Genomic DNA, 24,121 nt, shown 5'->3' with positions numbered 1-24,121 from the left:
AGGCACGTAAGTGGCTGACTTGCCCAGCATTTAAGGCCGTAGGCCACGCTACGCGAACGGCTTTGTTTATCAGTACATATATTATAGCAATTTTATAATACCCTGTGCAAAATTCATCCCACACCTAATGCTACGCATTAGGTGTGGGATGAATTTTGCCGGACAGCTAAACAAGCTTTCAATTTTTCAGCCAAAACCCGGACATTGGGTTCTAGCATCATTGAGATATGATCACCAGGAATATGGTGAACTTCAATGCCAGAAGCTGCCATACCATCCCAACCATTAAGAGGATCATGGTAATGTCCTGGAGGTTGCTGTTTAGCTCGAAAGAGAGTTATTTTCCCTGGGTAGACTGATGACAGCTCAGATGCTTGAGTCTCGTAGTTAACATTTTGGATATCTGAGATGGCATCAACCAAATTAGGGTTTGCTAAACCAGGTTCGGTAGATAAGTTAGACTTTTTAGCAAACCACTGGAATTGCCGTTTGTATGCTCCAGATTTATAATGTCTGACAAACGCTCTGATTCTCTCAGACAAGTAAGCTCGCCTTTTGTCAGGTTCAAGTCTCCAAAGGTTATTCCAATAAGTTTGTAGTTTTTGTATCCAAAATAAAGTGTACCGTTGTAAGACAGTGGTATTTTCGTAGGGCTTCCACTGATAACCAATAGCATAGCTATCAAACAAGGCAACAATTGCTACAGTCTGACCTTGAGCATCAAGCTGCTTAGCCATTTCAAAGGCGATTTGACCTCCGAGGGATACCCCTTGTAGAAAATAAGGCCCTTCGGGTTGAAACCTTCGCATTTCTTCAATGTAGTGAGCGGCTAACTCCTTGAGTCCATTACCTATACCCGGTTTGGTATTGATGTTGTTGGCGTTAGTAGCCGCTGCTAGTCCATAACTTAGTCCATAAACTGGATAGTCCCAACCAAGATAACGTACCAAATCGCGGTAGTATATCAACCCTTCCCCAAGGATGTGAATCGCAAACAGAACTGGCTTGGAACCACTAGGTTGAATGGGCACTAGGGAAAACCAAGAGGATGACCATTCTGACTGGCACAGAAGGTGAGCGAGTTGCTTGATGGTTGGTGCTTGGAATAGAGCAGCTAGGGGCAGTTGTTTGCCGAAGGTCTTCTCAATCTCACCAGATAGCTGCACAGCTAGGAGGGAATTTCCTCCTAACCCGAAGAAGTTGTCATCGATGCCAATCTGGGAAACTCCCAACACCTTCTGCCAAATGCTAGCCAGTTGACGCTCTATATCAGTTACTGGCAAGACGTTTTCAGTGTCTTTGCTTGGTGAAATCAACTGCTCTCGGTCGATTTCACCTGCGGGAGTTAGGGGCATAGCTTGGAGTTGCTTAAACTTAGGGGTGATAGAGGTTCCAAAGGGAACGAATGCCTCTAACCTCTGCAACTGAGCAACAGATAGTTCTGTAACCGCCGTGAAATATACCGATACCCGCTGCCGATGGTATGGTGGCTGTTGGGTGTATCGTCTAACATAGGGATTGCTGCCATCCAAACCCAAAATCAGGGAGTGTTGGTCGTGGTGCAGCCCAGCGAGAATAGAATTGATTCCCTGTTGGTTGAAAATTCCGTACTGACCTAAGGCACGACGGGACTCCCTAATCTGTTTACTCCGATTGAGGGTGGTCTCAACCCATGTGCTTGAGCCATAGCAGTAGCTGCGCACCAAGGTCTTGTGCCGCTGGTAGTAGCAGAAGCACTCTAGAAAATTATTAGCGGCAGCATAAGCACCAATTGTCGCTCCCCCAAAGAAGGCTAGCACGGAAGAAAGGCTGATAAAAACACTGTCTGGCTTATCTTTAATTAGTTGATGCAGTACCCACGACCCTAAAAGCTTGGGACGAAGTGTAGCAGCAAAACTGTTGCGGGTTTCCTCTACTAAAAAATGTTCTGGGGCAATTCCAGCCAAATGAATGACCCCTTGAAGGTTTGCTTGCCAGTCAGACTGGGCTCGTTCAACCACCTGTTGCAACTGAGCTAAATCACAAATATCCACGGCCTCGTAGCGTATCTCTCCTCCCAGTTGCTCGGCCAGTTGCTCTAGGTTTTGATAGGCTCTGACGGCAGGTGCGAACCCATTTCCATCCTTTAAATGGTTTCCTTTGGTACTCGGCTCTGGTAAGGGGGTTCGACCAACTAAAAGCAGAGGAGCTTGATAGTGGTTTAGGAGAAATTTAGCAATTTCTACTCCAATCCCTCCCAAACCCCCACTAATCAAATACATTCCCTTTTGCTTAAAGGGCAATTCCTGTTTTTCGAGTTGGGGTAGGTCAGCTTTTTCGAGTAAGGGCACCAAACGGTTGCGATTGCGGTATGCTACTTCTCGCTCTTTCTGACATACAGCCATTTCCCGCAGGATATGAAACCCATTAATGTGGTGGTCATCCACAGGTATATCGATATGGCGACAGTTCAGCCAAGGCAGTTCTCTCGGACAGGTTTTGATCAGACCCAGAATCGGACTTTTCTCATAGGCAATGTCATCCTGGGGCGAGGTAGGCTGTGTATAGCTAGAAACCACAGTCAACTGGACTTCTGAATTGAGAATTCTCAAGGGTGAATTCAACTGTGACTTCAAACCATCCAAAGCCTGAATTAAAAATAGTAGACTGTAAGTCCCCTGATTCTGAGCTTGTTCTAGTGCTTCGGATGACTCAATTTCTCCCCGATACTCGTCATAGGTCCACAAATGGAGAATCTGTGGGATGGGTTGGTCGGTTTCCACCAACGACTTCAGTAATTGCTGATAGTGATCAGGATTGGTGGGGTCAATAGAATAGCGGTTGCCTGTAAGTTGGGCATCTGTAAGTTTGGCACCTGTAAGTCGCAAAAAATCGGCTCCGGGGGCTCCGGGTTCCACTGCTACACATTGGTCTTTACCTAGCTTGGAGCACAATACTTCTCCTAATCCCAAGGAGTCTAGAAATATCAGAGTTCGACCATTTGTAGGTGTCCTACCTAAGGTTACTGCTTCTTTTCGATGCCAAACTTTACGATAAAACCAGTCTGGAAGGGTATTCTCATTACCCAGAAGACAATCAACTTGTTTGAGAATCGGGTCAAATTCACCAGCCTTAAACTGCTCCTTGAGTTGCGATCGCAAAATTTTCCCAATCGAACTCTTGGGGATTGCCTCTTTTGGTAGAGGAATAAGATAACTCGGACTCACCCCTAGTTTGCTAACCACCTCAGTGGAGATGTCCTGGAGTAATGGGGTTAACTGGTCATCCTCAGACCAATCAGTATGGAATAAAATGACCAATTGGTCAGTATCTTTACTTGGTTGTCGAATTCCGCAAGCTGCTGTGTAAGAGGGAATCACCCCCTCTACCTGCTCAACCACTGCTTCGATTTCATAACTATAGTGATTGAGACCATTAATAATAATGACATCTTTTTCTCGACCGGTAATCGTGAGACGTCCGTCACGCAGTACACCATTATCTCCCGTTTTTAACCATCCATCCGGTGTAAAGGCTTCTCGATTTAGCTCAGGATTCTGGTAATAACCATCACTCACCATCGGACCAGAAATCTGTACCTGACCCACTGTATCTTCTTCAACTATTTGTCCGAGTGCATCCACAATCCGCACAGAAAAGCCAGGCACAGGTCTGCCAACTTCTACAACAGAGTGGTTAACAGACTGGTTATCCGACGGTAAATTCAACAAGTACCGATGGGAAAATACCACAGCAGCACAGGTTTCAGACATTCCCCAAGCTGAATGCATGACATTGACGGATAACCCATGGGGAGAAAGCAACTGCAAGAATCGCTTTGCAGTTTGAGGTACAATCGGCTCAGCCACACTTAATACAGATTTGAGGGAAGATAAATCCCATTTCCGGTGGCTGTTCGCAACGGATTTCTGATTTATTTTCTGATTTATCAAACCTAGGGCAAAATTAGGAGCCCAGGCCAAGGTAACCCGATAGTTTTCAATCCAATCCAACCAATTGAGGGGATTTTCCAAGAAAGCTTTAGCGGGAGCATGGATTTGCAGGTTACCGACATAGACATCCCGAATACAACAGCGTACCAGAGAGCCAACATGGTCTAAATTAAGCCAGTTCAAGGAGATATCATCCTGGGTCAGATTATTCCTCTGGGCACTGGCGGCGACATTATTAATTAAATTGGCATGGGTCAACCTGACGCCTTTAGGCATTCCTGTACTTCCAGAGGTCAGTAACAATATTGCTAAATCATCCGGTTGGCTGTGATAGTAATTTAGGTCAGGCTCAGATGAGCGGAAGTTGTCTACGGTTTCAATTAAAATTTCTTTTTTGGGCAAGGGATGCTCGGTAGGAGCCGCTACGCGAAAGCATAAAGCACGGATTGCTGGAGCAAGGGTATCACTGGTTAGGATGACCGGTTGCTCTAGCATTTTCCAGGCATTGCACAGCTTATTGACGGTACTGTTAGATGACTCATAGGTCGGTGCGATCGCAATCGGGACTGGGACAAAACCGCCCAAAATACAAGCCCAGAAGGTTGGAATGAAGTCTTGATTTTGGTCAAATTGGAAGATTACTTTGTCTTGAGGCTTTAGATTTAGTTTTCTTAAGCCACCAAGAATCCGCTGTGCTTCTTTGAGGAGAGCTGGGTAAGATTGATAGTTTTGGTGAGTATTTCCCTGACTATCAGAGTCGAGATAGATAATCCCTTGCTCCGGCGCAACCCTTGCAGTTTTTAGTAGCGCTTGGGAGAGAGTTGAGATATCTGTTGGTAACTGTAGCGCTTCACCATGACTGATGGCGGGTTTTGATGGGGTGGAATTTGAGCGATGCTCCCCCTGAGCCGCTACGGGATGCTCGGTACGAGCTGCTACGGGAACGCAATCGTCGGAAGATGCCTTGGAGTAATCCCTCGGTAGGGGTTTGGCTTTTGATAATTCTGGCTTTGGACTAGTTTCGGTGGAGGCTGGAAGTAGGTCTAATAGATGTAGGGGTGTGTCGGGCTGGGTGTAGTCTTGTAGAACTACGGCGACTTCCTTGATTTCTGCCCCTCCATAACTATATGACTGTAGCTGCTCTTCCCATTGCTGCACTAAGTCGGTATCAATTATTTCTACAGAAGCTAGTGCTTGTTGATCTATCTCACCTGTGGGAGTTAGGGGCAAGGTAGTTACCGGAACAATAATTAGGGGGACTTTTGGTTCACCAAATTTTGGTTCACCACTAGATAGCAGAGTGTCTGAGATGGTGTCTGACACGACCCCTTGCAGGAGCGATCGCAGTTGTTCTGATGAAGGTGATCCAGCTGAGACTACATAGGCAATAATAGGCAAAAAACTACAATTGTCTCTGAGGGCTATTTTTTTCTTTTCTTCTGTAATTTTCCTCTCCAGGACAACACAGTCGTCAACTAACGGATTTGCTAACAAAGCCGATTCGATTTTGGTCAATAGTTGTGGCAGATAGTCTTGGATTGGCTTTTCTATAATGTTATCGGTATCTTGTCCTATATAATTGGTAATATATGGCTGCATTTTTCGATACTTTTATTGAGTTTTTTTTTGACGATGGGTTTAATTCCGGATTAATAATGTATTTAAATATATTAATTTAAATTAATTTAAAAAAATAAAAATGGTGATTAAAATTTGAAAATTATGGTAGATAAATGGGATTAATTAAGAATCATAATTATCTAATTATATTTAAAATTAATGCCATTAAAAAGTTTAAAAATATAGCCTTTATAAAATATATGAGGTACAGTATTTATTGGCGCTGATTGCCTTTCAGACATTCTTGTATAGCACTACGCATTCAGATTAGGACATTGTCTTGATGCAGTCGCTCATGGGGGAAACCACGGCAGTCGCTCATGGGGGAGACCCCCAAGACCGCGCTGCCTTCCCAAGACCGTAATGGTGCGTTTTCCGCATTAAGAATGAAATTCGCCACGGGTCGCACCTCTGCATCGCTCCTAAACTCCGAAACGTAAGTAATCGCTTACTTATGACTTCTGACTTCTGACTTCTGACGCTAAGCGTAGCGCTATATTGCTGCCAAATGCCTTCTGCCCTCTGCATTAAAAGGATAAGCAAAGTACTTCAAGGAATTAAAACTGCTATAATTAAAAGGCTGAAATCGCTGTAATTACTTTAATAAAAGGGGTTTCTGCGTAAGTCCTATTGGTAGGCTCAGTTTGGTCTCAGTGAGCAGCCCAAGGTCAAGGGTGGTAAGGGCACTTTTTTGATAGCTCTTAGCCTGAGGTTGAATCACATGATCAATATCCGAAAGATAACCACAGGTATACTGAAAAACGTTACTCATTTTGCTACAGCCTATCCTAAAGTTAGGCTCTGCTAGGAGCCTCGTACTTTAACATTTTCAAGATTTATCGATTAAGTCCGGATAGGTGTGTCAGTGATCAATAAACTTCTATTAAAGTGGTACTATTACGACCTTTTATTAAATCAGGACAAAAAACCTGAAACTCTTGTCCCTGTCTTGATGCAAAGCGCGAGTAGGGGGAACCTCACAGGGGTAGGTTTTTTACATTTGGGTCGGGAGCGGTGCGACCCGTGGCGAATTTAATTCGACGACTGTAAGCGCACCGAGGGAATCGGGAGCGGTGCGACCCGTGGCGAATTTAATTCGACGACTGTAAGCGCACCGAGGGAATCGGGAGCGGTGCGACCCGTGGCGAATTTAATTCGACGACTGTAAGCGCACCGAGGGAATCGGGAAAAGCGGGAAATGGGGAGAATTATCCCGGAAATAATTGTGTATTTTGATACATATTTTTATTAATTTATACGCAATGAGAGTACTTAGTCGCCCCAATGTTTAAAAACCTACCCTTGTAAGGAGGGTAGACCAGCTTTGGCACTGGTGGATTGTTGGTGTCTACCTCTCCCAACGGTCAAGGGCTATAGGTTTAGATTGCTCCGACCTGCTCCGCCGCCTGGGCTAATTCAAATACCACCCGCGCCACGTAGGGGCGAATCATCCACCAGATTAAGGGTGATAACCAGCCCTTTAGGGTAACTGAGTAGGAAATATAGGTACCACAAAGGGTGGACTCTACCTGGTAAGTGACCCGATTTTCAACCCCAGGGATTGCCAGAAATCGTATACTGAGTAGCTCACCGGGTAAGACACGCTCTACAAAAATTCGGACCGGAATTGGGATCAAGCGAGTGACTACCTGATAAATTAAACCAGGTTTAGCCATTAAACCTTTCGGAGCATTGGTACTTGACAGCAGGGGATTCCAAGACACATCTGCTAAGTTGATCAATTTTTGCCAGAGCACTTCCACTGGGGCAGTACTCAGGGCGCGATAGGTCTTGAAGAGGGAAAACTTACACCAAATCCCCTCGTGACCAGCAATTAACTTGAAAGAAAAATTAAGAATCACTACACGCCTCCCGCAGCTATGCTCAGGCAGATTTATGATCTTCCCCAAATGGCTTTGGTTGAAAAATCCCTCTCTATTTAGGATATGATCTCAACTGCCTGGAAGTTATGCCGACCCCCAGGGCTTACCCTGAGGGGAGCGGATGGTAGCAACGAATAACTACCAACCAATAACTACCAACCAATAATTACCAACCAATAACATTGGCAAGGCAAACTTAAGGTTTTGTTTGCATAGGCGCTTCTAGGCGCTCAACCAGGAATGGGTAGGAACTGCACATCTTCCCACCCCCATTCGGGGGACGGGGAGTAAAGACCCCGGCTCGTTTTTCCTCCCCAGCCTAAAGAACCAGAGGTGCGACCCGTGGCGAATTTAATTCTTAATGGGTCAAGCGCACCTAAGGTTTCCAAACTCACTAGGATTGTTTATGACAGCTTTTCAGACGGACACAACAACTACCACTAATACCACTTCTTTACCTCCTGCCGACTCTAGGGAGAGAGTCAAGCAGTTGATGCAACAGCTGCAAGATACGATTTGTGATGCTCTAGTAAAAGTAGACGGAATTGGCACCTTCAGAGAAGATAAATGGGACAGAGACGAAGGGGGTGGTGGTCGTTCCCGTGTGATACGCGATGGTTCAGTATTGGAACAGGGTGGGGTTAACTTTTCGGAAGTTTGGGGCAAACAGCTGCCACCTTCAATTTTGAAACAGCGCCCCGAGGCAGCTGGACATGGTTTTTTCGCTACTGGTACCTCCCTAGTATTGCATCCTCGTAATCCCTATGTCCCCACGGTTCACCTGAATTATCGCTACTTTGAGGCAGGACCAGTCTGGTGGTTTGGTGGGGGAATCGATTTGACCCCTTACTATCCCTTTGCTGAAGATGCTGCCCATTTGCACCGCCAATTGAAAGAAGCCTGTGATGCTCATCACCCTGAGTATTACCCAGTGTTCAAGTCTTGGTGCGATGAGTATTTTTATCTGAAACACCGTCAAGAAATGCGGGGTGTTGGAGGCTTATTTTTTGACTATCAAGATGGCACAGGTAAACTCTATCGTGGTCCCCATCCAGATGGTCCCGCAGCAGCTTACAGTGAAAAGCTTGGGGATTTAGAGCCTCGCAGTTGGGAAGATTTATTTGCATTTGTCACAACCTGCTCTGAGGCATTTTTACCAGCTTATCTACCCATTGTAGAGCGCCGTCGCGATATGGACTATGGAGACAGAGAACGTAACTTCCAACTCTATCGTCGGGGTCGATATGTAGAATTTAACCTGGTGTATGACCGAGGCACAATTTTTGGTCTGCAAACTAACGGGCGTACTGAATCCATCCTGATGTCCTTACCCCCCTTAGTGCGTTGGGAATACGGTTACCAACCTGAACCGAATACACCAGAATCTGAACTCTATGAGACATTTCTCAAGCCTCAAGACTGGGCGAACTGGACAGCTTAAACTGTTGTCATATCACTTATGGCAATACTAGGATGGTTCGATGTCAGCTATCAGTCGTAAGTTATCAGCAGTCAGGTATCAGCAGTCAGGTATCAGCAGTCAGGTATCAGCAGTCAGGTATCAGCAGTCAGGTATCAGCCGTCAGCTTATGCGCTACGGGCACGCTTGGCCTTTGGCCACGCTCCGCGAACGCGAACAGCAGTCAGGTATCAGCAGTCAGGTATCAGCAGTCAGGTATCAGCAGTCAGGTATCAGCAGTCAGCTAATCAACGGTAGGTAGTAAATAAGCATCGGGGGTGCTGGTAGGGCTGGTTGAAATTCCCTGGTCGTTTTACTATCAGCTATCAGCTATCAGCAGTCAGATATCAGCATTCAGCTGACGTAATAGAGATTAAACCAATGCTTACCGGTTTGATTCAAAAGGTGATAGCACCTCAATTAGCGTGGCCTACGGCCAATGACTGATAGCTGATAGCTGAACGCGATCGCGTGTGCGTAGCACATAAGCTGATAGCTGATAGCTGATAGCTGATAGCTGATAGCTGATAGCTGATAGCTGATAGCTGGGGGAACATAGAATAGAAATCCAGGATTCATCCCCATTATTCCCTTAATCTTCAGGTCTTATGACCAGATTTGTGCAAAAATTTGGATACGCTCCCTGACATTTCACCAATCACTGTAAGCTAAACTAGCTTGCAGTGAGAACCTCCATGATCCCAATCACAGAGGGCTTGCTTTAAGAAAAGTCTTCCCCGCTTAATTTGTTAGTCAGGGTCTATGAATTAACAATAATTTCAGAGCTTTTCCAGTCGGGTGGGAAGCAGTCAGGGACTACAGGTGGCAATAGTCCTAATCGTTTGGGACGCACTCTCAAATCTTTATAAGTAGATTTGGGAAGGTTTCAATCAGCGGTAGCTGCGACAAGGAGCATGCACAAGCCTTGATAGCCGAGGGAGGCACACTTTAGCCTCAACGGGAGTAAACACAAAACCATGTGTAATTACATCACTACATTCAATGTGTCCATGGCCAGGATGGTTATTATTATAGTTTTGCTGAATGATAAGTAACTTTGATGAGCTTTTTTGTAGGAGGTGCTGATGGTTCATATCGATCAGAAAACTCATACTACTGAAGATGGTACAAATGTGATTGTTTTGAAACCGATTGGACGCTTGGACATCACTACAGCTTGGCCTTTTCGTCTGAAATTGCAAGAGTGTATTTCCCAACTGCGCAGGCATGTAGTGGTTAATCTGAGTCAGGTTGACTTTATTGATAGTTCGGGTTTGACATCCTTAGTGGCTGGCATGCGAGATGCTGACAAAATTAAGGGCAGCTTTCGCATTTGTTCTGTTCATCCAGACGCCAAGCTGGTGTTTGAAGTCACTATGATGGACACGGTGTTTGAAATTTTTGAAACGGAGGAAGAAGCCTTAGATGGTTTATCCAGTAGTATCGTCACCTGAATAGACATCTGCGACCCATTAGGTTTGAGATTAAGCTTGGTTTGGCTTCGGTCAATCTTTTAGCACAGATGTGTGATCAGAGCGTGTTAAAATAGCAAAGGTGCTGATTGACCCGACCGACGAAAAGGGCTTGAATGCTACTAGCGGCAGCTCGGGAAAATAACTTGGCTGAGCTTTGTAAAAATAAGTCCACAGCAAGTTGAAGTCCAATAAATCAAAGGACCTGCGGGAGGCGGGTTGCGGCCAGGGTAGTAGGGGAACAAAGCATTGAAATCCTACTGCGGGAGTAAGTGCGACAGAGCAAAACCTCCGGACGTTGATTAAGACCAATCTGGCATCAGCGGATGAAACTGGAAACCCCCACCATCATCTTGGATTTGGTGGTAGGTGCTTCATGGGAGATAATAAAAATAATATAAAGCTTCAATTCTGATCTGCCTTGTGAATACTGTTCGCACAGTCTCGGATACTAAACGGGATTTCTACACCTATCACACTCGTCCCATTAACTCTATTTACCGACGTGTAGTAGAAGAGTTGATGGTAGAGATGCATTTGCTGTCGGTTAATGTGGATTTTAACTACGACCCCATCTATGGCTTAGGTGTGGTGACATGCTTTGACCGGTTTATGCAGAGCTATCAACCGGAACATGATAAAGAATCAATTTTTAATGCTCTGTGTCAAGCAGTCGGAGGTGAAGCTCAGCAGTACCAGGAAGATGCCCAACGGCTCAAAACCAGCGTAGATTCTATGTCTGGGCAAGATTTGATCTCCTGGTTAAGTTCCCCAACCTCTGAAAATGGGAGTGGGGATTTGGCAACCACTATAGCTGCGATCGCACAAAATTCTCAGTTTAAGTACAGCAGATTGTTTGCCATTGGTTTATTTTCACTACTAGAGCAGACGGACTCGGAGTTAGCTCAAGACCAAAAGCAGCTCGAAGAAGTAATTAACAACATTAGCAGTGGATTAAACCTTCCTTCGGAAAAGCTACAAAAAGACTTGGAGTTGTACCGCAGCAACCTGGAAAAAATGGCACAGGCTCGGGTAGTGATAGAAGATGCCATTCAAGCTGATCGCAAAAAGCGGGAGGAGCGTGCTAAAGAGAAAGAAGAAAAATCAGCGACACCTAGCAGCGATTCCACCCCATCTGCCCCAGAAGAATCAGATTCCTCTTCGGATTCTTCTGAGGATGAAGCCCCATCTTCCTAGCTAGGTTTTTTTGATCTAACAGACTGATATCCCCCGGATAAATCCCAGATAAATCACGGGGGCTAATTCCATAACCCTGGTAAAAAAGGTCAAAGGGCAAGGTCGGTAAGCGATCAGCGATCAGCGATCAGCGATCAGCTGATCATCTCAGTCTGGGTATCAAGGACAATTTCACCCCAAATGATCTTAAATCAAAGCTTGTAATTGTTGAATCAGGTCTTCCGCTGGTCTGAGCCCCTCTATCCGTTGTTGAGGCTGACCGTTTTTAAACAGTACCAAGGTTGGTAACGCCTCAATCTGATACTGGGAAGCTAGCTGGGGGTATTTTTCTGTATCAATTTTTACAACTTTCAAACGATCTTTCAGCTCAGCATTGACCTGTTCTAGGATAGGAGCCATCATCTGACATGGCCCACACCAAGTGGCATAGAAATCTACCAACACCGGCACATCTGAGCCAGATAATAATTCTTGGAACGTTTTGAACTGCTTTTTAACGGCCATGAGCAAGAAACCTTTCCTAGTCCTTCTGCTCGATTCTAGTCCAAAATGATTGGAGCTGGACTAAGCTAAAGATTCCGGTAAAGTTAACTTTGGAGGAAACCTGTCCTGCCCACAGCACAAGATCAGGCAGGATAGAAAACAATTCAAGGTTTATGGAAACATTACAGACATCTGGGCAACCATCTTCGCAACAATTAAGCGATCGCATTGCCATCGTGACCGGTGCCTCGCGAGGAATTGGTCGAGCTGTGGCCCTGGCCTTAGCTGGGTCAGGGGCAAAGGTTGTAGTCAACTACGCCAGTTCCAGTAATGCAGCTGATCAGGTCGTAGGGGCTATCATTGATGCTGGGGGTGAAGCCTTAGCACTTCAGGCTGATGTGTCTCAAGCTGAACAAGTCGATGCCCTAGTTAAAGGGACTCTCGAAAAGTTTGGTCGTATAGACGTGCTAGTGAATAATGCTGGGATTACCCGCGACAACTTGTTATTGCGCATGAAACCCTCAGATTGGCAGGCAGTAATTGATCTGAACCTGACTGGAGTATTTTTATGTATCAAAGCAGTGAGCAAACTGATGCTAAAGCAAAAGTCTGGTCGGATTATCAATATTGCTTCAGTGTCAGGACAGATGGGAAACTCTGGTCAAGCCAATTACAGTGCTGCCAAGGCTGGTGTGATTGCCTTGACCAAAACCGTTGCCAAAGAGTTTGCTAGTCGTGGCATTACAGTCAATGCCGTAGCTCCCGGTTTTATTGACACTGATATGACCAGTGACCTTAAGTCAGAAGCCATTATTGAGCAGATCCCTCTAGGTCGTTACGGTAAGCCAGAAGAAGTAGCTGGGATGGTGAGGTTTTTGGCAGCTGATCTAGCTGCTGCCTATATCACTGGACAAGTGTTTAATGTCGATGGTGGTATGGTTATGGCTTGAACCCCCCGGCAGGTCTGTGTTTCAACTTCCGGAAAGTTGAAAATTGTCAGACGAATTAGCACTCTTCGTGTAAGAGTGCTAAATTTGCTAATGGAGACACAAAGCAAGTTCAAATAACCAATGGCAAAAATCGTTTCGTTTGACGAAGAATCCAGACGCTCATTGGAGCGGGGGGTCAATGCCTTAGCTGATGCTGTACGTATTACCCTTGGTCCAAAAGGTCGTAATGTGCTTCTGGAAAAACAGTATGGGGCACCCCAGATTGTCAATGATGGTATTACCGTTGCCAAAGATATTGAACTGGAAGACCCATTAGAAAATACTGGCGCTAGACTGATTCAAGAAGTCGCATCCAAGACTAAAGACGTTGCTGGGGATGGCACTACCACAGCTACCATTCTGGCTCAGGCCATGATTCGGGAAGGTCTTAAGAATGTGGCAGCTGGGGCAAATCCTGTAGCTGTGCGCCGAGGAATCGAGAAAACTGTTGCCGAGCTGGTCAAAGAGATTGAGGCCATGGCACAGCCGGTTCAGGGAACTGGGATCGCTCAAGTTGCTACAGTCTCCGCTGGTAACGATCAAGAAGTGGGTGACATGATTGCCCAAGCCATGGAAAAGGTCACCAAAGATGGTGTGATCACCGTTGAAGAATCCAAATCCCTCTCCACCGAATTAGAGGTAGTGGAAGGGATGCAGATCGATCGCGGTTATATTTCCCCTTACTTCGTGACCGATAACGAACGGATGACAGTGGAATTTGAAAACCCCTACATCCTGATTACCGATAAAAAGATTAGTGTTATCCAGGATTTGGTACCGATTCTGGAAAAAGTGGCTCGTGACAGCAAACCCTTGCTGATTATTTCCGAAGATCTAGATGGAGAAGCCTTGGCAACTCTGGTGGTGAATAAGGCCAGGGGTGTGTTGAATGCCGCTGCGGTCAAGGCACCGGGATTTGGCGATCGCCGCAAGCAAATGTTACAGGATATTGCAGTTTTGACCGGTGGTCAGGTAATATCCGAAGACGTTGGTTTGAGCCTGGATACTGTCTCCCTAGATATGCTGGGAAATGCTACCAAAGTTAGCATTGACAAAGACACTACTACCATAGTAGCTGGTGGTCAAACTAAGGCAGATGTAGAAAAGCGAGTTGAGCAAATCCGCCGCCAGCTAGCAGAAACTGACTCTGAATACGATAAGGAGAAACTGCAAGAACGGATTGCTAAACTGGCCGGTGGTGTAGCAGTCATTAAGGTTGGTGCGGCTACTGAAACAGAACTCAAAGACCGCAAGCTGCGGATTGAAGATGCCCTCAACGCTACTAAAGCTGCGGTAGATGAAGGGATTGTTCCTGGTGGTGGTACAACCTTGATTCGCTTAATAGAAAAAATTCCTGCACTGACAAACGACCTAGAGGAAGAAGAGAAAGTTGGTGGAAGGATTGTAGCCAAGTCATTAGAAGCTCCCCTGGCTCAGATGGCGGATAATGCTGGTGTTGAAGGTTCCGTCATTGTAGAGAAAGTACGGGAGAGTACTGGTAACGTTGGCTATAATGCTGCTACTGACACAATTGAAGACTTGATTGTTGCAGGTATTATTGACCCTGCTAAGGTAGTACGCTCATCCCTACAGAATGCTGCGTCTATCGCTGGTATGGTCTTGACCACAGAAGCCCTGGTGGTAGAGAAACCTGAACCTAAATCTGCTGCTCCTGCTCCCGACATGGGCGGCATGGGCGGCATGGGCGGCATGGGTGGCATGGGCGGCATGGGCGGCATGGGCATGATGTAGTGTCATCATGTAGTGCCATGATCTAGTCCATTGCTTTGCTATAATAAAGCCTTGAAGCAGCCTGTCCTCAGGGACAAGCTGCTTTTTGATTCGTCATTAGTAATGGCCTGAATCAATCTTGAGTAAACTCATTTATGGGATATAATCTAACAATCATTATTCAGACATCCCATTAACAAATAAAACTGAGATTTTGCGCCAGTACAAAAAAACTTAATAATGGAAGTGATAACAATCAATTTCAGTACTGATAGATTCAAATCTTATCACTGTTCCCTTCCCTTACTAAGGGGGGTTAGGGGGGATTCCTGTTCCCTAGCTTGACAGGTAAATTTTAACTTGGTGCAAGATCTGAGTAAAACCTTAAACTAGTCTTTTGCAGAGGTTTACTATAAATGGATAACGACCAAAACTTGCTAATCCTGACGATTTATATAATCGGCGTTACTTACGTTTTGTACAAAGCCTTCCAGGAAATAGACCAACTCATAACGGTTAAGGTAGACTCTGATGCTATCAATCAGGAACTGGAAAAGAACAATCTTAAGGATTTCATGGAAGTCAACTTTGGCTTCGATCCTAGCTATAAATTGGATGACTTAAAGGATCTTAAACTGAGTGTTAAAAATAAATCCAACGAGAATCCTGTTTATATTGAAATAGACTGGGACAAGAGTCTGATAACTGACTTGGAAAATAATTCCCGACCCATGATTTGGGTAAATTCTGATGATATGGAAGAGGCTCCCAAAAGCCAAGATGTTGGGAAAATTCGTCCTGGTCAAAATTGCGAATTTAAGCTTAGTGATGAAAATATTAAAAATGCGTTGTTTCCAGTAAAAGACTTGAAGAAGGCGATTAAAAATGGTGGCAAATTTAATCTCCAATTATTATTTAATTTCTTTGAACCAAATACTGGAAATAGCCGTTCGTTCTACTTACCATGTAGGTTTACACCTATCAAGTTACACTGGACTCAGGCTATAGTTCTTGCCTTGCAACCTCAATAGGAGTATAGCGTTTTTCAATTTGGTGAGGTACAGAGTACCTGGTTTTAGGGAACAGGGAACAGGGAACAGGGAACAGGGAACAGGGAACAGGTAAAAAATCCTGTGTTCCTCATTAGGATGGAAATTGCTATCATAATCAGGAATAGCAGTGGGCAGTCGTAAGCTATAGCGCGTGTCGCGTATCAGCTAATGCGCTACGCGCACGCTACGCGAACAGTAGCGTGGCCAAAAGCCAAGGGCTGACGGCTGACGGCTGACGGCTGACGGCTGACGGCTGACGGCTGACGGCTGACGGCTGACGGCTGACCACTGACGGCTGATGGCTGACGGCTGAATGCTTACTGGGAGTCTATGCGCGAAGATTTTGGTTTGTCTCCAGTATTACGAACGTTGACTAACTTATTTAGTACTTCAAACCAAAAGGGGGCTCCCATACAGATTGCGATCGCACTCAAAATAATCCCTACAACGAATTTGAAGTAAACCCAAGTCAAACCCAGCTCTCTGGGAAGGTGTAGTGGTTCTTCAAACTGCTCTACAAGATTAGTTTCTCCCCAGCCAATGGGAAGGAAGGCTAGGTCATCTACAGCTGAGGTTATACTATCATAACAGTCATTATTGTTTGATTCTTGCTGTAAACAGGCACTAGTTTCATTAACAATCCTATTAGTGACTTGATTGGCAGCAGCTCTTACACTGTGGTTTTTATAGAATTGATTGCTGATATTGATGGTATCGATATTCAAGGCTAGGGAAATCACTAATCCAATTAAAAAAGATATGGCTTTAGACTGACGCTTGTATACCCCGGCAGCTCGTGCCATGGATTCGTCAAACCATGTCGCCAGTTCTTCCTGGAGTTTTTTAAGGTCTTTGTTCCGGTCAGAGTATTCAAATTTGGCTTTATCAATCAGGGTTAAAAGAGTTATCTTTAAGTCTTCAGGAAGTAAATTTTTTATCTTATCTTCTTCAAGGGCTGTTTTAAAATTGTCCAGAGTAATCTCGGCATTATTTTTGAAGGTTGATGCCTGCTGAACAATGATCATGATTAAAGCGGTGGCAAAGGTATCTGATGGAATATAGGAAGGTCCACTAACCGTTGAGTTGGATTTTGACTTTAATTGATTTTCGTTATCTAGGCTTTTGGCTTCGTGATTAACTGATTTAAGCAACGGATTTTGATAGAGTTTTTTTAAAAGCCGTTTGGTCTTTTTTAAATTGTTAATCTGATCAACGGTTACGTTAACTGATTCTTCATCTGACTCATCGACCACATCTTTCAGGGTTATATTTTGTAACTGAATCCCACCATTAATTAAATTTTCGATAGCCCTCTGTAAGTGTTTAGTCCGCCATTGTAAAACGCTAGCGAGATATTCTTGGATTTCAGAGGCTAACAGACTGGTGATCAGGTAGACAAAAAATAAGCCAAGGGCAACGTTTAAAATAGCAGATAAGTCCATGATTGACCAGCAATCTTGTTAAAAAGAACAGCAAAGGGAACAGGGAACAGGGAACAGGGAACAGGGAACAGAGGAAAAAAATTATCACAATTCCTACACCGATCCCTATATGATATCGTGAATTGTGTCCTAGATCCTAGCCTGAAAATCCTAGGCAAGTTATGGTCTGTTTACTCTCTAAACCTCTACCTCTAGGGTTCTGAGTAAGAAGGCCCACTTATCAGCAATCTCTTCAATTATCTTACTGGTGGGCTTCCCTGCACCATGTCCTGCTTTGGTCTCAATCCGAATTAACACTGGTTGTTCCCCTTCATGGGCCTCCTGCAAGGCTGCGGCAAATTTGAAACTATGGGCAGGGACAACCCGGTCATCATGGTCAGCGGTGGTAATCAGGGTAGCAGGGTAAGCGGTTCCTGATTTGAGATTGTGTAATGGGGAATAGGCGTAAAGGGCTTTAAATTCCTCTGGGTGATCTGGGGAACCGAAATCGGAACACCAGGCCCAACCAATAGTAAATTTATGGAAGCGCAACATATCTAGTACTCCCACGGCTGGTAGGGCTGCACGGAATAAGTCTGGACGCTGAGTCATGCAAGCACCGACCAATAATCCCCCATTGCTACCGCCTGCGATCGCAAGTTTCTTAGCTGAAGTGTACTGAGCACCAATTAGGCACTCCGCCGCTGCTATGAAATCATCAAATACATTTTGCTTGTTGAGTTTTGTACCAGATTGGTGCCAATCTTCCCCATACTCACCGCCACCACGGAGATTGGCAACAGCATAAACACCTCCCATTTCCATCCATACCAGATTGCTAATGGAGAAATTGGGGGTTATGGAGATATTAAAGCCGCCGTAGCCATAGAGGTAACTGGGGTTATTGCCATCTAACTCCAATCCCTTCTTGTGGGTGATAAACATAGGCACTTGGGTGCCATCTTTGCTAGGGTAGAAAACTTGTTTGGTCTCGTAGTCATCGGGATTAAAGTCTACCTGGGGCTGCCGGAAAATGGTACTTTCCCCACTTACCATGTCGTAGCGATAGATGGTTGCAGGGGTGGTGAAGCTGGTATAGCTGTAGAAGGTTTCAGTATCATAACGTAACCCATTGAAACCACCAACCGAACCAATACCAGGTAATTCCACTTCCCGCACAAAGGAACCATCTAGGTCAAAAATTTTGATGGAGGAGTGAGCATCTTTGAGGTAATCCGCCACAAATTGGTTGTTGAGTAAGCTTACACCTTCTAGGGTTTCATCGGCTTGGGGAATTACTTCTTGCCACTGTGCCTGATCAGGATGATTAGTATCTATGGCAATGACTCGACTGCGAGGGGCATCTAAGTCTGTGCGGAACCAAAATACTGATTGATCATTGCCGATGAAGCTATAGCTGGCATCAAATTCGTTAATGAGTTCCACAACCGGGGAATCTGGGTCTTGCAAATTTTTATAAAACACCAGATTCTTTGGGTCAGTACCGAGGGTAACTATAATAATCAGATAATTACCATCTTCAGTGACTCGACCACTAAAGCCCCATTCTTTCTGGTCAGGGCGCTCATAAATCAGACTATCCTCTGACTGGGGTGTTCCCAGCTTATGGTAATAGAGCTTTTGATAATAATTCAGGTCTTCTAATTTAGTGGCTTCATTGGGTTCATCGAAGCGGCTATAGAAGAAGCCTTGATGGTCGTCAGTCCAAGATGCCCCAGAAAACTTCACCCACTTAATCTGATCCGAGAGGTCAAGACCGGTTTCCACCTCCCGCACTTGCCACTCTTGCCAGTCCGAACCAGACCTAGACAGACCATAGGCGAGCAGCTTGCCATCTTTACTAAAGGCTAAACCTGATAGGGCAACGGTACCGTCTTCTGAAAGGGTGTTGGGGTCAAGTAATAGGGTTGGTTCAGCATCCAGGGAGGTCAAGGTGTAGAGAACACTTTGGTTCTGGAGACCATCGTTTTTGAAATAGAAGTAGCGATCGCCTTTTTTAAAGGGAGTGCTATATTTCTCGTAATTCCATAGCTTGGTGATGCGCTGCTTAAGTGTTTCCCTGGTTGGTATTTCGCTGAGATAACCAAAGGTGACTTGATTCTGTGCTTCTACCCAAGCCTTTGTTTCCTCTGAATCTGGGTCTTCTAGCCAGCGGTAAGGGTCAGCAACTAGAGTACCGTGGTAATCATCGACTTGGTCGGCTTTGCGGCTTTTGGGATAGTTCAGGGGTTGACTGGTAGATGGCATGGTCGCAGATGGGAAAGCAGCGTTTCTAGTTTAACGTTTCTATTCTTTGGGTCGAGGTTGGATGACATGGGCAGCTATGGAGCTGATCGCGAATTGATCTAAACTCTTGGTAAGCATTCAGCCGTCAGCCGTCAGCCTTCAGCCTTCAGCTTTTAGCTCACACTACTTGAGGTGCTGACGTAACTCAGCATTATTCCAATGCTTACCTGTTCTATTCAAAAGCTTTTCGCGTAGCGTGCGCGTAGCGCATTAGCTGATACGCAACACGCTGATAGGTTAATACTTACAATCAATTATTGGCATCGACAATGGGCTAATGCCGAGGTAAAGCAATAAGCTCTAAAATAGAATCACTGTGTGCTTGCGGTAGGGTTGCGGAAGGCAAATCGCGCCTGATAATTATGACTGGATCGATCACACCACAACTAGCAACGCCCTTAGAGCTCAAGACTCGTCCGGCTTTTGATATGAGTGATGAGGAATTCTTTGCTTTTTGTCAGCTCAATCGGGAGTTACGAATCGAACGGGAGCAAGATGGAAGGCTGATTATTATGACTCCTACAGGAGGGGAAACTGGCAGTCGCAATTTTGATTTGATTGTTCAGTTTGGCATTTGGGTATGCCAAGATGGTACAGGGAAAGGTTTTGATTCTTCTACTGGCTTTATACTTCCCAATGGAGCAAATCGTTCTCCTGATGTTGCTTGGGTCAAGCTTGAGAGGTGGGAATCCCTAACTAAAGAACAACGAAAGAAGTTTGTACCCCTATGCCCTGATTTTGTGATTGAGCTACGTTCTGGGAGTGATCGCCTGCAAAACTTGCAAGACAAAATGGCAGAGTATAGGTCAAATGGGACTTTGCTCGGTTGGCTGATTGACCCAGATCAGCGCCAAGTTTATGTATATCGTCTTGGGGCGGAAGTTGAACAGCTGGATAATCCAGCGACGGTGAGTGGTGAGCCAGTTTTACCTGGGTTTGTGCTCCAGATGGATCAGATCTGGGATTGAGGAGTAAGCATTCAGCTATCAGTTATCAGCTATCAGCGCTTTTGTATCTGGGTTCTAAACACACTTATTGACGAAAAAGGCAAGATGCAAAAGGATAACGATATAACGAAGTGAAGGGAATCTTCTACATTTTCTTCAAATTTAAAACAAAGGGTGTTCGCGTAGCGTGGCCTACGGCCAATTGCTTCTCGAATACGCTCCATCAATTCATCTAAAGATTTTCCTTGGGTATGACACCCTTTAAGAGTGGGAACATAAGCTACAAAGTAGCCATCAGCATCGCGCTCGATAATTACATTAAATTCTCGACTCATTATAGTCTAAATCTTGAGCAAACAAGCGCTTAACCCATGCTAATCATGACTATAGGGCGATCGCTACCAATTAATTACTCTTAAAACCGTTACCTTGGCAAATTCTTGATCAGCTGTCACCAAACTGGCATAATTTTGTATAGCCATCGCTGCAATTATAGCATCGGGCAATTTCAACCTATATTGCTGGCGAATTTCGATAATTTTCTCAATCAACCCAGTGTCAATCGACACTAAACCGATCACCTCTACTCGATGAAGAAACTGTTTAAAAAGTTGGCGGTCGCTTTCGGCTAGCCCAGAAAAAGCCAGAAACTCAATTTGGCTAATGACTGAAATCCAGATCCAGTCAGCATTTTGTAATAATTGAATTACTTTAGCATTTCCTTGCAGTAGAGCCACAATTGCATTCGTATCCAGAAAATAGCGATTACCACTCATCCCTTAGATTCCTTTGCATTGCTACCGCATCTCCCCCAAAGGTTAATCGCCCCACCAAATCTGAAAAATCATAGTTTAATTCCTGCTTATCAACTGATGAAACTGGATCTAAAACAAGGACAACGTTAACCTCAACTGCCCTTAACTGGGTTGGAATATTAAGATTCAAACAACCCGATTCATCAGTCTTAGTGGTCAGTTTTAGAACTTCCATTGGCAGTAGCATTAGTGGACCTTACCTTAGCTTATCTTAGCGCGATTGCTGGTCTATTAGCATAGTGCGTTCGCTTTTAGCCGCTCTTTTGGAGCATCGCAAATCCCTAGCCCTTTCCGCTAATCGCCGATCTTTTATAGTGCGTTACTTCAGAAATTTCGACCTTGGTAGTTGCTCGGATCTCGAAGGCAGCACTCACTCGATTCAATAGCTTAATAAAAGTGGTTTAGATTTCTGGATCATCACCTAAAAGTTGATCTATACTTTCGAGCCTCTGTTGAGAACCACGGCGAACACGCTGAAATGCTTGCTTTAACGGAATACCTTGTCCTTGCTCAAACTCCTCAATACTCTTTCTGATGCCTGCAATAGACTCAAGCAATTCCATCCGATCGAGAAGATGCTGATAGCTTTCAGCATCTTGAACAACTGCAGCAGCTTTGCCATTAACAGTCAGAACCATTGGTGTTTTTGTTTCTTTGAGCCTTGCGATAAAGGCTTTAGCGCCCCGTTGGAATTCTGAGAGTGGATGGATGTCACGCAGACTAAACATGATATTTTTAATAAATTATTTGATAATTTTATGTTAATAGCTTGAAACTGTTTTGTCTAATCCGTTCGCGTAGCGTGACCTACGGTCAATCGCACCCCCCGTGACCTACGCGATTGCAAATTCAGTATATTGTCTCAGATGGGGTGGATGAAATGCTAAAACAATCTCTTCTCGTGGTATCCCCTTCTGTAACAAATCTGTCGCCACCCCATCCTCAGTCCAATCTTCCTCAATCCAAATCTTGTCATCCTTCAAACGGATATGAATCATCACACTCTTAATCCGTTCATCTTTCCAGCAACCCATCAGTAGCAAAAGATACTGATCCTGTACCTGATCAAACCCTAAAGCACTTTCAGTGGTAGAACCAGATTTTTGATTGATATGATGATAGTCTCTTAAAACTTCCTGGACAATTTCCCGATAATGCTTTAATCTATCCATTGCTCAATTACCTTACTGTAAGCATTAAGCCGTCAGCCGTCAGCCTTTAGCTGAAAGCTGATGTCTGATAGCTGTTCGCGAAGCGTGCGCGTAGCGCTTAAGCTGATGTCTGATACGCGACACGCTGATACGCGACACGCTGATACGCGACACGCTGATACGCGACACGCTGATAGCTGATAGCTTACAACTATCAAACTTTCGGGAAGACTTCTACCTTCACTTCCATCCCTATTTTTCCTAGCAAATTAATCAACTTATCCACACTGAATCGACTAATTTCACCATTCATTAAATTACTAATCCTCGGTTGGGTTTCTCCCAAAAACTCTGCTGCTTCATTTTGAGTCCATCCCCGCTCCTGAATATAGGAACGCAAATCTAATATCAGATCCGCTCTTACCTTGAGATTCATTGCTTCTTGTGCCTCAAATCCCAAATCTTTAAATACATTGTCGTCCCCTAACACGACATTAACGGTTTTTTCATCAGTCATTTTTATGTTTATCCTTTTGTTCCTTTCTAAACTGAACCATCTCCTGATAACGCTTCTGTCCTAGTTGAATATCTCCTTTGGAGGTCTTCTGTGTTTTTTTCTGGAAAACATGAAGCACATAAATTGCCTCTTCAAATCTAGCGACATATAAATTCCGATAGGCTTCTCCGGTCCAAATGCGAATCTCTTCAACTCCCTTGCCAATTGTGGGCATCGGCTTATAATCTGTAGGTTTTTGACCCCTTTGGATAGCTCTCAATTGAAAACCAGCCTTCCGCCGTGCTTCCAAGGGAAGATCCGATAATTCTTCTCTAGAAGAGCCAACCCAGTAAATTACTTTATCTGTCATTACCTTACCTCACCAAACAGTATACCTTATTTGGCATAAAAAGACAACACCAGAAGAAAGTGCGTTCGCTTTTAGCGGCTCTTTTGGAGCATCGCTTTTTCGGAATGGAGGGGAATTAGCGATCGCGAATTGGTATGATTTCTATCCCAATTACAGATTTATGCTGATCGGTAAGAGTCCTTGAAAATGCTGGTCAATCGATCAAATCGAGTATTGATTATCTTAGTGCGATCGCAAAGCCCTAGCCCTTAATGAAACGGGCAAGATGCCCATTCCACGCCTGATGCCCATTCCACAGCTGCGACAATCACGCGAATTAAATTCTTAATGGGTCAAGCGCACCTAAAAACTCTTCAAATCATTCCATTATTAAGCAATGCCGTAAATGGGCGTTACTGAACCAAGGAATAGTATACTAAGAAAGACTAGGATAAAGATAAATATAAAAATGACAACTGGTTTAACCAACCCTAGTCTTATGAATCAAACCTTCACTACCCAACACCTTTCCCCAGAAGCGATCGCTCAGCTTGTCAAGTATTTGCCTGACTACATCAAAGTTGCACTCAATGAAAAGTCTAGTGAATTGGAATGTTCCCTGGAAGCTACCATTGAAATGGCAATTTCCAACTTCCTAGACGAAGAAGCATTGAGCTTTGAGGATTGTCTCTGGGGGGGCGACATGAGAGCTAAAAAGTAGACTGTATAAGCTTCATAGCTCTCATACCTCGTAAATAATGATCGAGCTTATGACGACTTAAATGCATCAAATTTTCAACTAATCCCCAACATTTAT

At 44.6% G+C, this 24,121-nt stretch carries 22 protein-coding genes and 1 pseudogene; 9 read left to right on the top strand and 14 right to left on the bottom strand.

Annotation, left to right across the window (positions count from 1 at the left end; translation table 11 throughout):
• Nucleotides 1–137: 137 nt before the first annotated feature.
• From F6K63_RS33880 to F6K63_RS33870, 3 genes are all read right to left on the bottom strand, one after another.
• Entirely contained in the window at nucleotides 138–5,531 is a 5,394-nt protein-coding gene (locus F6K63_RS33880; RefSeq protein ID WP_008178235.1) for an SDR family oxidoreductase, read from the bottom strand.
• 283 nt (nucleotides 5,532–5,814) lie between these two features.
• Entirely contained in the window at nucleotides 5,815–5,952 is a 138-nt protein-coding gene (locus F6K63_RS33875; protein WP_154659648.1) for a hypothetical protein, read from the bottom strand.
• A gap of 979 nt (nucleotides 5,953–6,931) precedes the next feature.
• Nucleotides 6,932–7,414 carry an SRPBCC family protein gene (locus F6K63_RS33870; RefSeq protein ID WP_008178230.1) on the bottom strand — a complete coding sequence of 161 codons (483 nt, stop codon included), beginning with the start codon at nucleotides 7,412–7,414 and terminating at the stop codon, nucleotides 6,932–6,934.
• A gap of 427 nt (nucleotides 7,415–7,841) precedes the next feature.
• Here F6K63_RS33870 and hemF point away from each other — a divergent pair, with 427 nt between their 5' ends.
• The 4 genes from hemF (at nucleotide 7,842) to psb29 (ending at nucleotide 11,563) form a co-directional block, all read left to right on the top strand.
• The gene (gene hemF, locus F6K63_RS33865; RefSeq protein WP_287267041.1) at nucleotides 7,842–8,876 is read left to right on the top strand and encodes an oxygen-dependent coproporphyrinogen oxidase; all 1,035 of its coding nucleotides are present in this window, start codon (nucleotides 7,842–7,844) and stop codon (nucleotides 8,874–8,876) included.
• Nucleotides 8,877–8,916: 40 nt separating this feature from the next.
• The gene (locus F6K63_RS33860) at nucleotides 8,917–9,156 is read left to right on the top strand and encodes a hypothetical protein (RefSeq protein WP_287267040.1); all 240 of its coding nucleotides are present in this window, start codon (nucleotides 8,917–8,919) and stop codon (nucleotides 9,154–9,156) included.
• Nucleotides 9,157–9,979: 823 nt separating this feature from the next.
• Nucleotides 9,980–10,348: an STAS domain-containing protein gene (locus F6K63_RS33855; protein WP_008178225.1), complete on the top strand. Its 369-nt coding sequence runs from the start codon at nucleotides 9,980–9,982 to the stop codon at nucleotides 10,346–10,348.
• A gap of 441 nt (nucleotides 10,349–10,789) precedes the next feature.
• The gene (gene psb29 / locus F6K63_RS33850; RefSeq protein WP_287267039.1) at nucleotides 10,790–11,563 is read left to right on the top strand and encodes a photosystem II biogenesis protein Psp29; all 774 of its coding nucleotides are present in this window, start codon (nucleotides 10,790–10,792) and stop codon (nucleotides 11,561–11,563) included.
• Nucleotides 11,564–11,749: 186 nt separating this feature from the next.
• Here psb29 and trxA read toward each other — a convergent pair whose 3' ends face one another.
• A complete protein-coding gene (trxA, locus tag F6K63_RS33845; protein ID WP_008178221.1) occupies nucleotides 11,750–12,067 on the bottom strand; it encodes a thioredoxin in 318 nt (105 codons plus the stop codon).
• Between the two features lie 152 nt (nucleotides 12,068–12,219).
• Between trxA and fabG the strand changes: the two genes are divergently transcribed.
• From fabG to F6K63_RS33830, 3 genes are all read left to right on the top strand, one after another.
• Nucleotides 12,220–12,996, top strand: a complete 777-nt coding sequence (gene fabG, locus F6K63_RS33840) for a 3-oxoacyl-[acyl-carrier-protein] reductase (RefSeq protein WP_008178219.1) — start codon at nucleotides 12,220–12,222, stop codon at nucleotides 12,994–12,996.
• A gap of 120 nt (nucleotides 12,997–13,116) precedes the next feature.
• Nucleotides 13,117–14,787 carry a chaperonin GroEL gene (groL, locus tag F6K63_RS33835; RefSeq protein ID WP_008178217.1) on the top strand — a complete coding sequence of 557 codons (1,671 nt, stop codon included), beginning with the start codon at nucleotides 13,117–13,119 and terminating at the stop codon, nucleotides 14,785–14,787.
• Between the two features lie 395 nt (nucleotides 14,788–15,182).
• Nucleotides 15,183–15,797 carry a hypothetical protein gene (locus F6K63_RS33830; RefSeq protein ID WP_071103379.1) on the top strand — a complete coding sequence of 205 codons (615 nt, stop codon included), beginning with the start codon at nucleotides 15,183–15,185 and terminating at the stop codon, nucleotides 15,795–15,797.
• A gap of 338 nt (nucleotides 15,798–16,135) precedes the next feature.
• Here the strand turns inward: F6K63_RS33830 and F6K63_RS33825 are convergent, their stop codons facing one another.
• Together F6K63_RS33825 and F6K63_RS33820 are read right to left on the bottom strand one after the other, a co-directional pair.
• Nucleotides 16,136–17,260 (bottom strand): hypothetical protein, encoded by a 1,125-nt coding sequence (locus F6K63_RS33825; protein WP_071103380.1) that lies wholly within the window; start codon nucleotides 17,258–17,260, stop codon nucleotides 16,136–16,138.
• Between the two features lie 177 nt (nucleotides 17,261–17,437).
• Complete coding sequence (locus F6K63_RS33820; RefSeq protein ID WP_071103381.1) at nucleotides 17,438–19,507, bottom strand: prolyl oligopeptidase family serine peptidase; 2,070 nt, start codon at nucleotides 19,505–19,507, stop codon at nucleotides 17,438–17,440.
• Between the two features lie 401 nt (nucleotides 19,508–19,908).
• Between F6K63_RS33820 and F6K63_RS33815 the strand changes: the two genes are divergently transcribed.
• Nucleotides 19,909–20,514, top strand: coding sequence for a Uma2 family endonuclease (locus tag F6K63_RS33815; RefSeq protein ID WP_008178184.1), 606 nt, complete (start codon nucleotides 19,909–19,911; stop codon nucleotides 20,512–20,514).
• Between the two features lie 32 nt (nucleotides 20,515–20,546).
• Here F6K63_RS33815 and F6K63_RS33810 read toward each other — a convergent pair whose 3' ends face one another.
• From F6K63_RS33810 to F6K63_RS33780, 7 genes are all read right to left on the bottom strand, one after another.
• Nucleotides 20,547–20,828 (bottom strand): type II toxin-antitoxin system HicB family antitoxin, encoded by a 282-nt coding sequence (locus tag F6K63_RS33810; protein WP_287314565.1) that lies wholly within the window; start codon nucleotides 20,826–20,828, stop codon nucleotides 20,547–20,549.
• 63 nt (nucleotides 20,829–20,891) lie between these two features.
• A complete protein-coding gene (locus tag F6K63_RS33805) occupies nucleotides 20,892–21,269 on the bottom strand; it encodes a type II toxin-antitoxin system VapC family toxin (protein WP_287314564.1) in 378 nt (125 codons plus the stop codon).
• Nucleotides 21,259–21,495 carry a hypothetical protein gene (locus tag F6K63_RS33800; RefSeq protein ID WP_008178181.1) on the bottom strand — a complete coding sequence of 79 codons (237 nt, stop codon included), beginning with the start codon at nucleotides 21,493–21,495 and terminating at the stop codon, nucleotides 21,259–21,261. Before F6K63_RS33800 ends, F6K63_RS33805 begins: the two co-directional genes overlap by 11 nt.
• 214 nt (nucleotides 21,496–21,709) lie before the next feature.
• The gene (locus F6K63_RS33795; RefSeq protein WP_287314563.1) at nucleotides 21,710–22,036 is read right to left on the bottom strand and encodes a type II toxin-antitoxin system Phd/YefM family antitoxin; all 327 of its coding nucleotides are present in this window, start codon (nucleotides 22,034–22,036) and stop codon (nucleotides 21,710–21,712) included.
• A gap of 105 nt (nucleotides 22,037–22,141) precedes the next feature.
• Nucleotides 22,142–22,480 carry a XisI protein gene (locus F6K63_RS33790; RefSeq protein WP_287314562.1) on the bottom strand — a complete coding sequence of 113 codons (339 nt, stop codon included), beginning with the start codon at nucleotides 22,478–22,480 and terminating at the stop codon, nucleotides 22,142–22,144.
• A 193-nt stretch (nucleotides 22,481–22,673) separates the two neighbouring features.
• Nucleotides 22,674–22,976: a helix-turn-helix domain-containing protein gene (locus F6K63_RS33785; RefSeq protein WP_071103385.1), complete on the bottom strand. Its 303-nt coding sequence runs from the start codon at nucleotides 22,974–22,976 to the stop codon at nucleotides 22,674–22,676.
• Complete coding sequence (locus tag F6K63_RS33780; RefSeq protein ID WP_287314560.1) at nucleotides 22,969–23,325, bottom strand: type II toxin-antitoxin system RelE/ParE family toxin; 357 nt, start codon at nucleotides 23,323–23,325, stop codon at nucleotides 22,969–22,971. Before F6K63_RS33780 ends, F6K63_RS33785 begins: the two co-directional genes overlap by 8 nt.
• Before the next feature lie 478 nt (nucleotides 23,326–23,803).
• Here F6K63_RS33780 and F6K63_RS33775 point away from each other — a divergent pair, with 478 nt between their 5' ends.
• The gene (locus F6K63_RS33775) at nucleotides 23,804–24,025 is read left to right on the top strand and encodes a hypothetical protein (protein ID WP_287314566.1); all 222 of its coding nucleotides are present in this window, start codon (nucleotides 23,804–23,806) and stop codon (nucleotides 24,023–24,025) included.
• Here the strand turns inward: F6K63_RS33775 and F6K63_RS33770 are convergent.
• Nucleotides 23,995–24,121: pseudogene (locus F6K63_RS33770) on the bottom strand (IS4 family transposase); the annotation flags it as partial. The gene F6K63_RS33775 and the pseudogene F6K63_RS33770 sit on opposite strands and share 31 nt — an antisense overlap.

This window comes from Moorena sp. SIO1G6, assembly GCF_010672795.1.
Taxonomy (GTDB): Bacteria; Cyanobacteriota; Cyanobacteriia; order Cyanobacteriales; family Coleofasciculaceae; genus Moorena; species Moorena producens.
This window is presented reverse-complemented; position numbering and strand designations above follow the sequence as displayed.

Excerpts from the sequence above, each read along its gene's own strand:
- F6K63_RS33880 (WP_008178235.1), bottom strand. The coding sequence starts at position 5,531 with ATGCAGCCATATATTACCAATTATATAGGACAAGATACCGATAACATT.
- hemF (WP_287267041.1), top strand. The coding sequence starts at position 7,842 with ATGACAGCTTTTCAGACGGACACAACAACTACCACTAATACCACTTCT.
- F6K63_RS33860 (WP_287267040.1), top strand. The coding sequence starts at position 8,917 with ATGTCAGCTATCAGTCGTAAGTTATCAGCAGTCAGGTATCAGCAGTCA.
- F6K63_RS33855 (WP_008178225.1), top strand. The coding sequence starts at position 9,980 with ATGGTTCATATCGATCAGAAAACTCATACTACTGAAGATGGTACAAAT.
- trxA (WP_008178221.1), bottom strand. The coding sequence starts at position 12,067 with ATGGCCGTTAAAAAGCAGTTCAAAACGTTCCAAGAATTATTATCTGGC.
- fabG (WP_008178219.1), top strand. The coding sequence starts at position 12,220 with ATGGAAACATTACAGACATCTGGGCAACCATCTTCGCAACAATTAAGC.
- groL (WP_008178217.1), top strand. The coding sequence starts at position 13,117 with ATGGCAAAAATCGTTTCGTTTGACGAAGAATCCAGACGCTCATTGGAG.
- F6K63_RS33830 (WP_071103379.1), top strand. The coding sequence starts at position 15,183 with ATGGATAACGACCAAAACTTGCTAATCCTGACGATTTATATAATCGGC.
- F6K63_RS33825 (WP_071103380.1), bottom strand. The coding sequence starts at position 17,260 with ATGGACTTATCTGCTATTTTAAACGTTGCCCTTGGCTTATTTTTTGTC.
- F6K63_RS33820 (WP_071103381.1), bottom strand. The coding sequence starts at position 19,507 with ATGCCATCTACCAGTCAACCCCTGAACTATCCCAAAAGCCGCAAAGCC.
- F6K63_RS33815 (WP_008178184.1), top strand. The coding sequence starts at position 19,909 with ATGACTGGATCGATCACACCACAACTAGCAACGCCCTTAGAGCTCAAG.
- F6K63_RS33810 (WP_287314565.1), bottom strand. The coding sequence starts at position 20,828 with ATGAGTCGAGAATTTAATGTAATTATCGAGCGCGATGCTGATGGCTAC.
- F6K63_RS33805 (WP_287314564.1), bottom strand. The coding sequence starts at position 21,269 with ATGAGTGGTAATCGCTATTTTCTGGATACGAATGCAATTGTGGCTCTA.
- F6K63_RS33800 (WP_008178181.1), bottom strand. The coding sequence starts at position 21,495 with ATGCTACTGCCAATGGAAGTTCTAAAACTGACCACTAAGACTGATGAA.
- F6K63_RS33795 (WP_287314563.1), bottom strand. The coding sequence starts at position 22,036 with ATGTTTAGTCTGCGTGACATCCATCCACTCTCAGAATTCCAACGGGGC.
- F6K63_RS33790 (WP_287314562.1), bottom strand. The coding sequence starts at position 22,480 with ATGGATAGATTAAAGCATTATCGGGAAATTGTCCAGGAAGTTTTAAGA.
- F6K63_RS33785 (WP_071103385.1), bottom strand. The coding sequence starts at position 22,976 with ATGACTGATGAAAAAACCGTTAATGTCGTGTTAGGGGACGACAATGTA.
- F6K63_RS33780 (WP_287314560.1), bottom strand. The coding sequence starts at position 23,325 with ATGACAGATAAAGTAATTTACTGGGTTGGCTCTTCTAGAGAAGAATTA.
- F6K63_RS33775 (WP_287314566.1), top strand. The coding sequence starts at position 23,804 with ATGAATCAAACCTTCACTACCCAACACCTTTCCCCAGAAGCGATCGCT.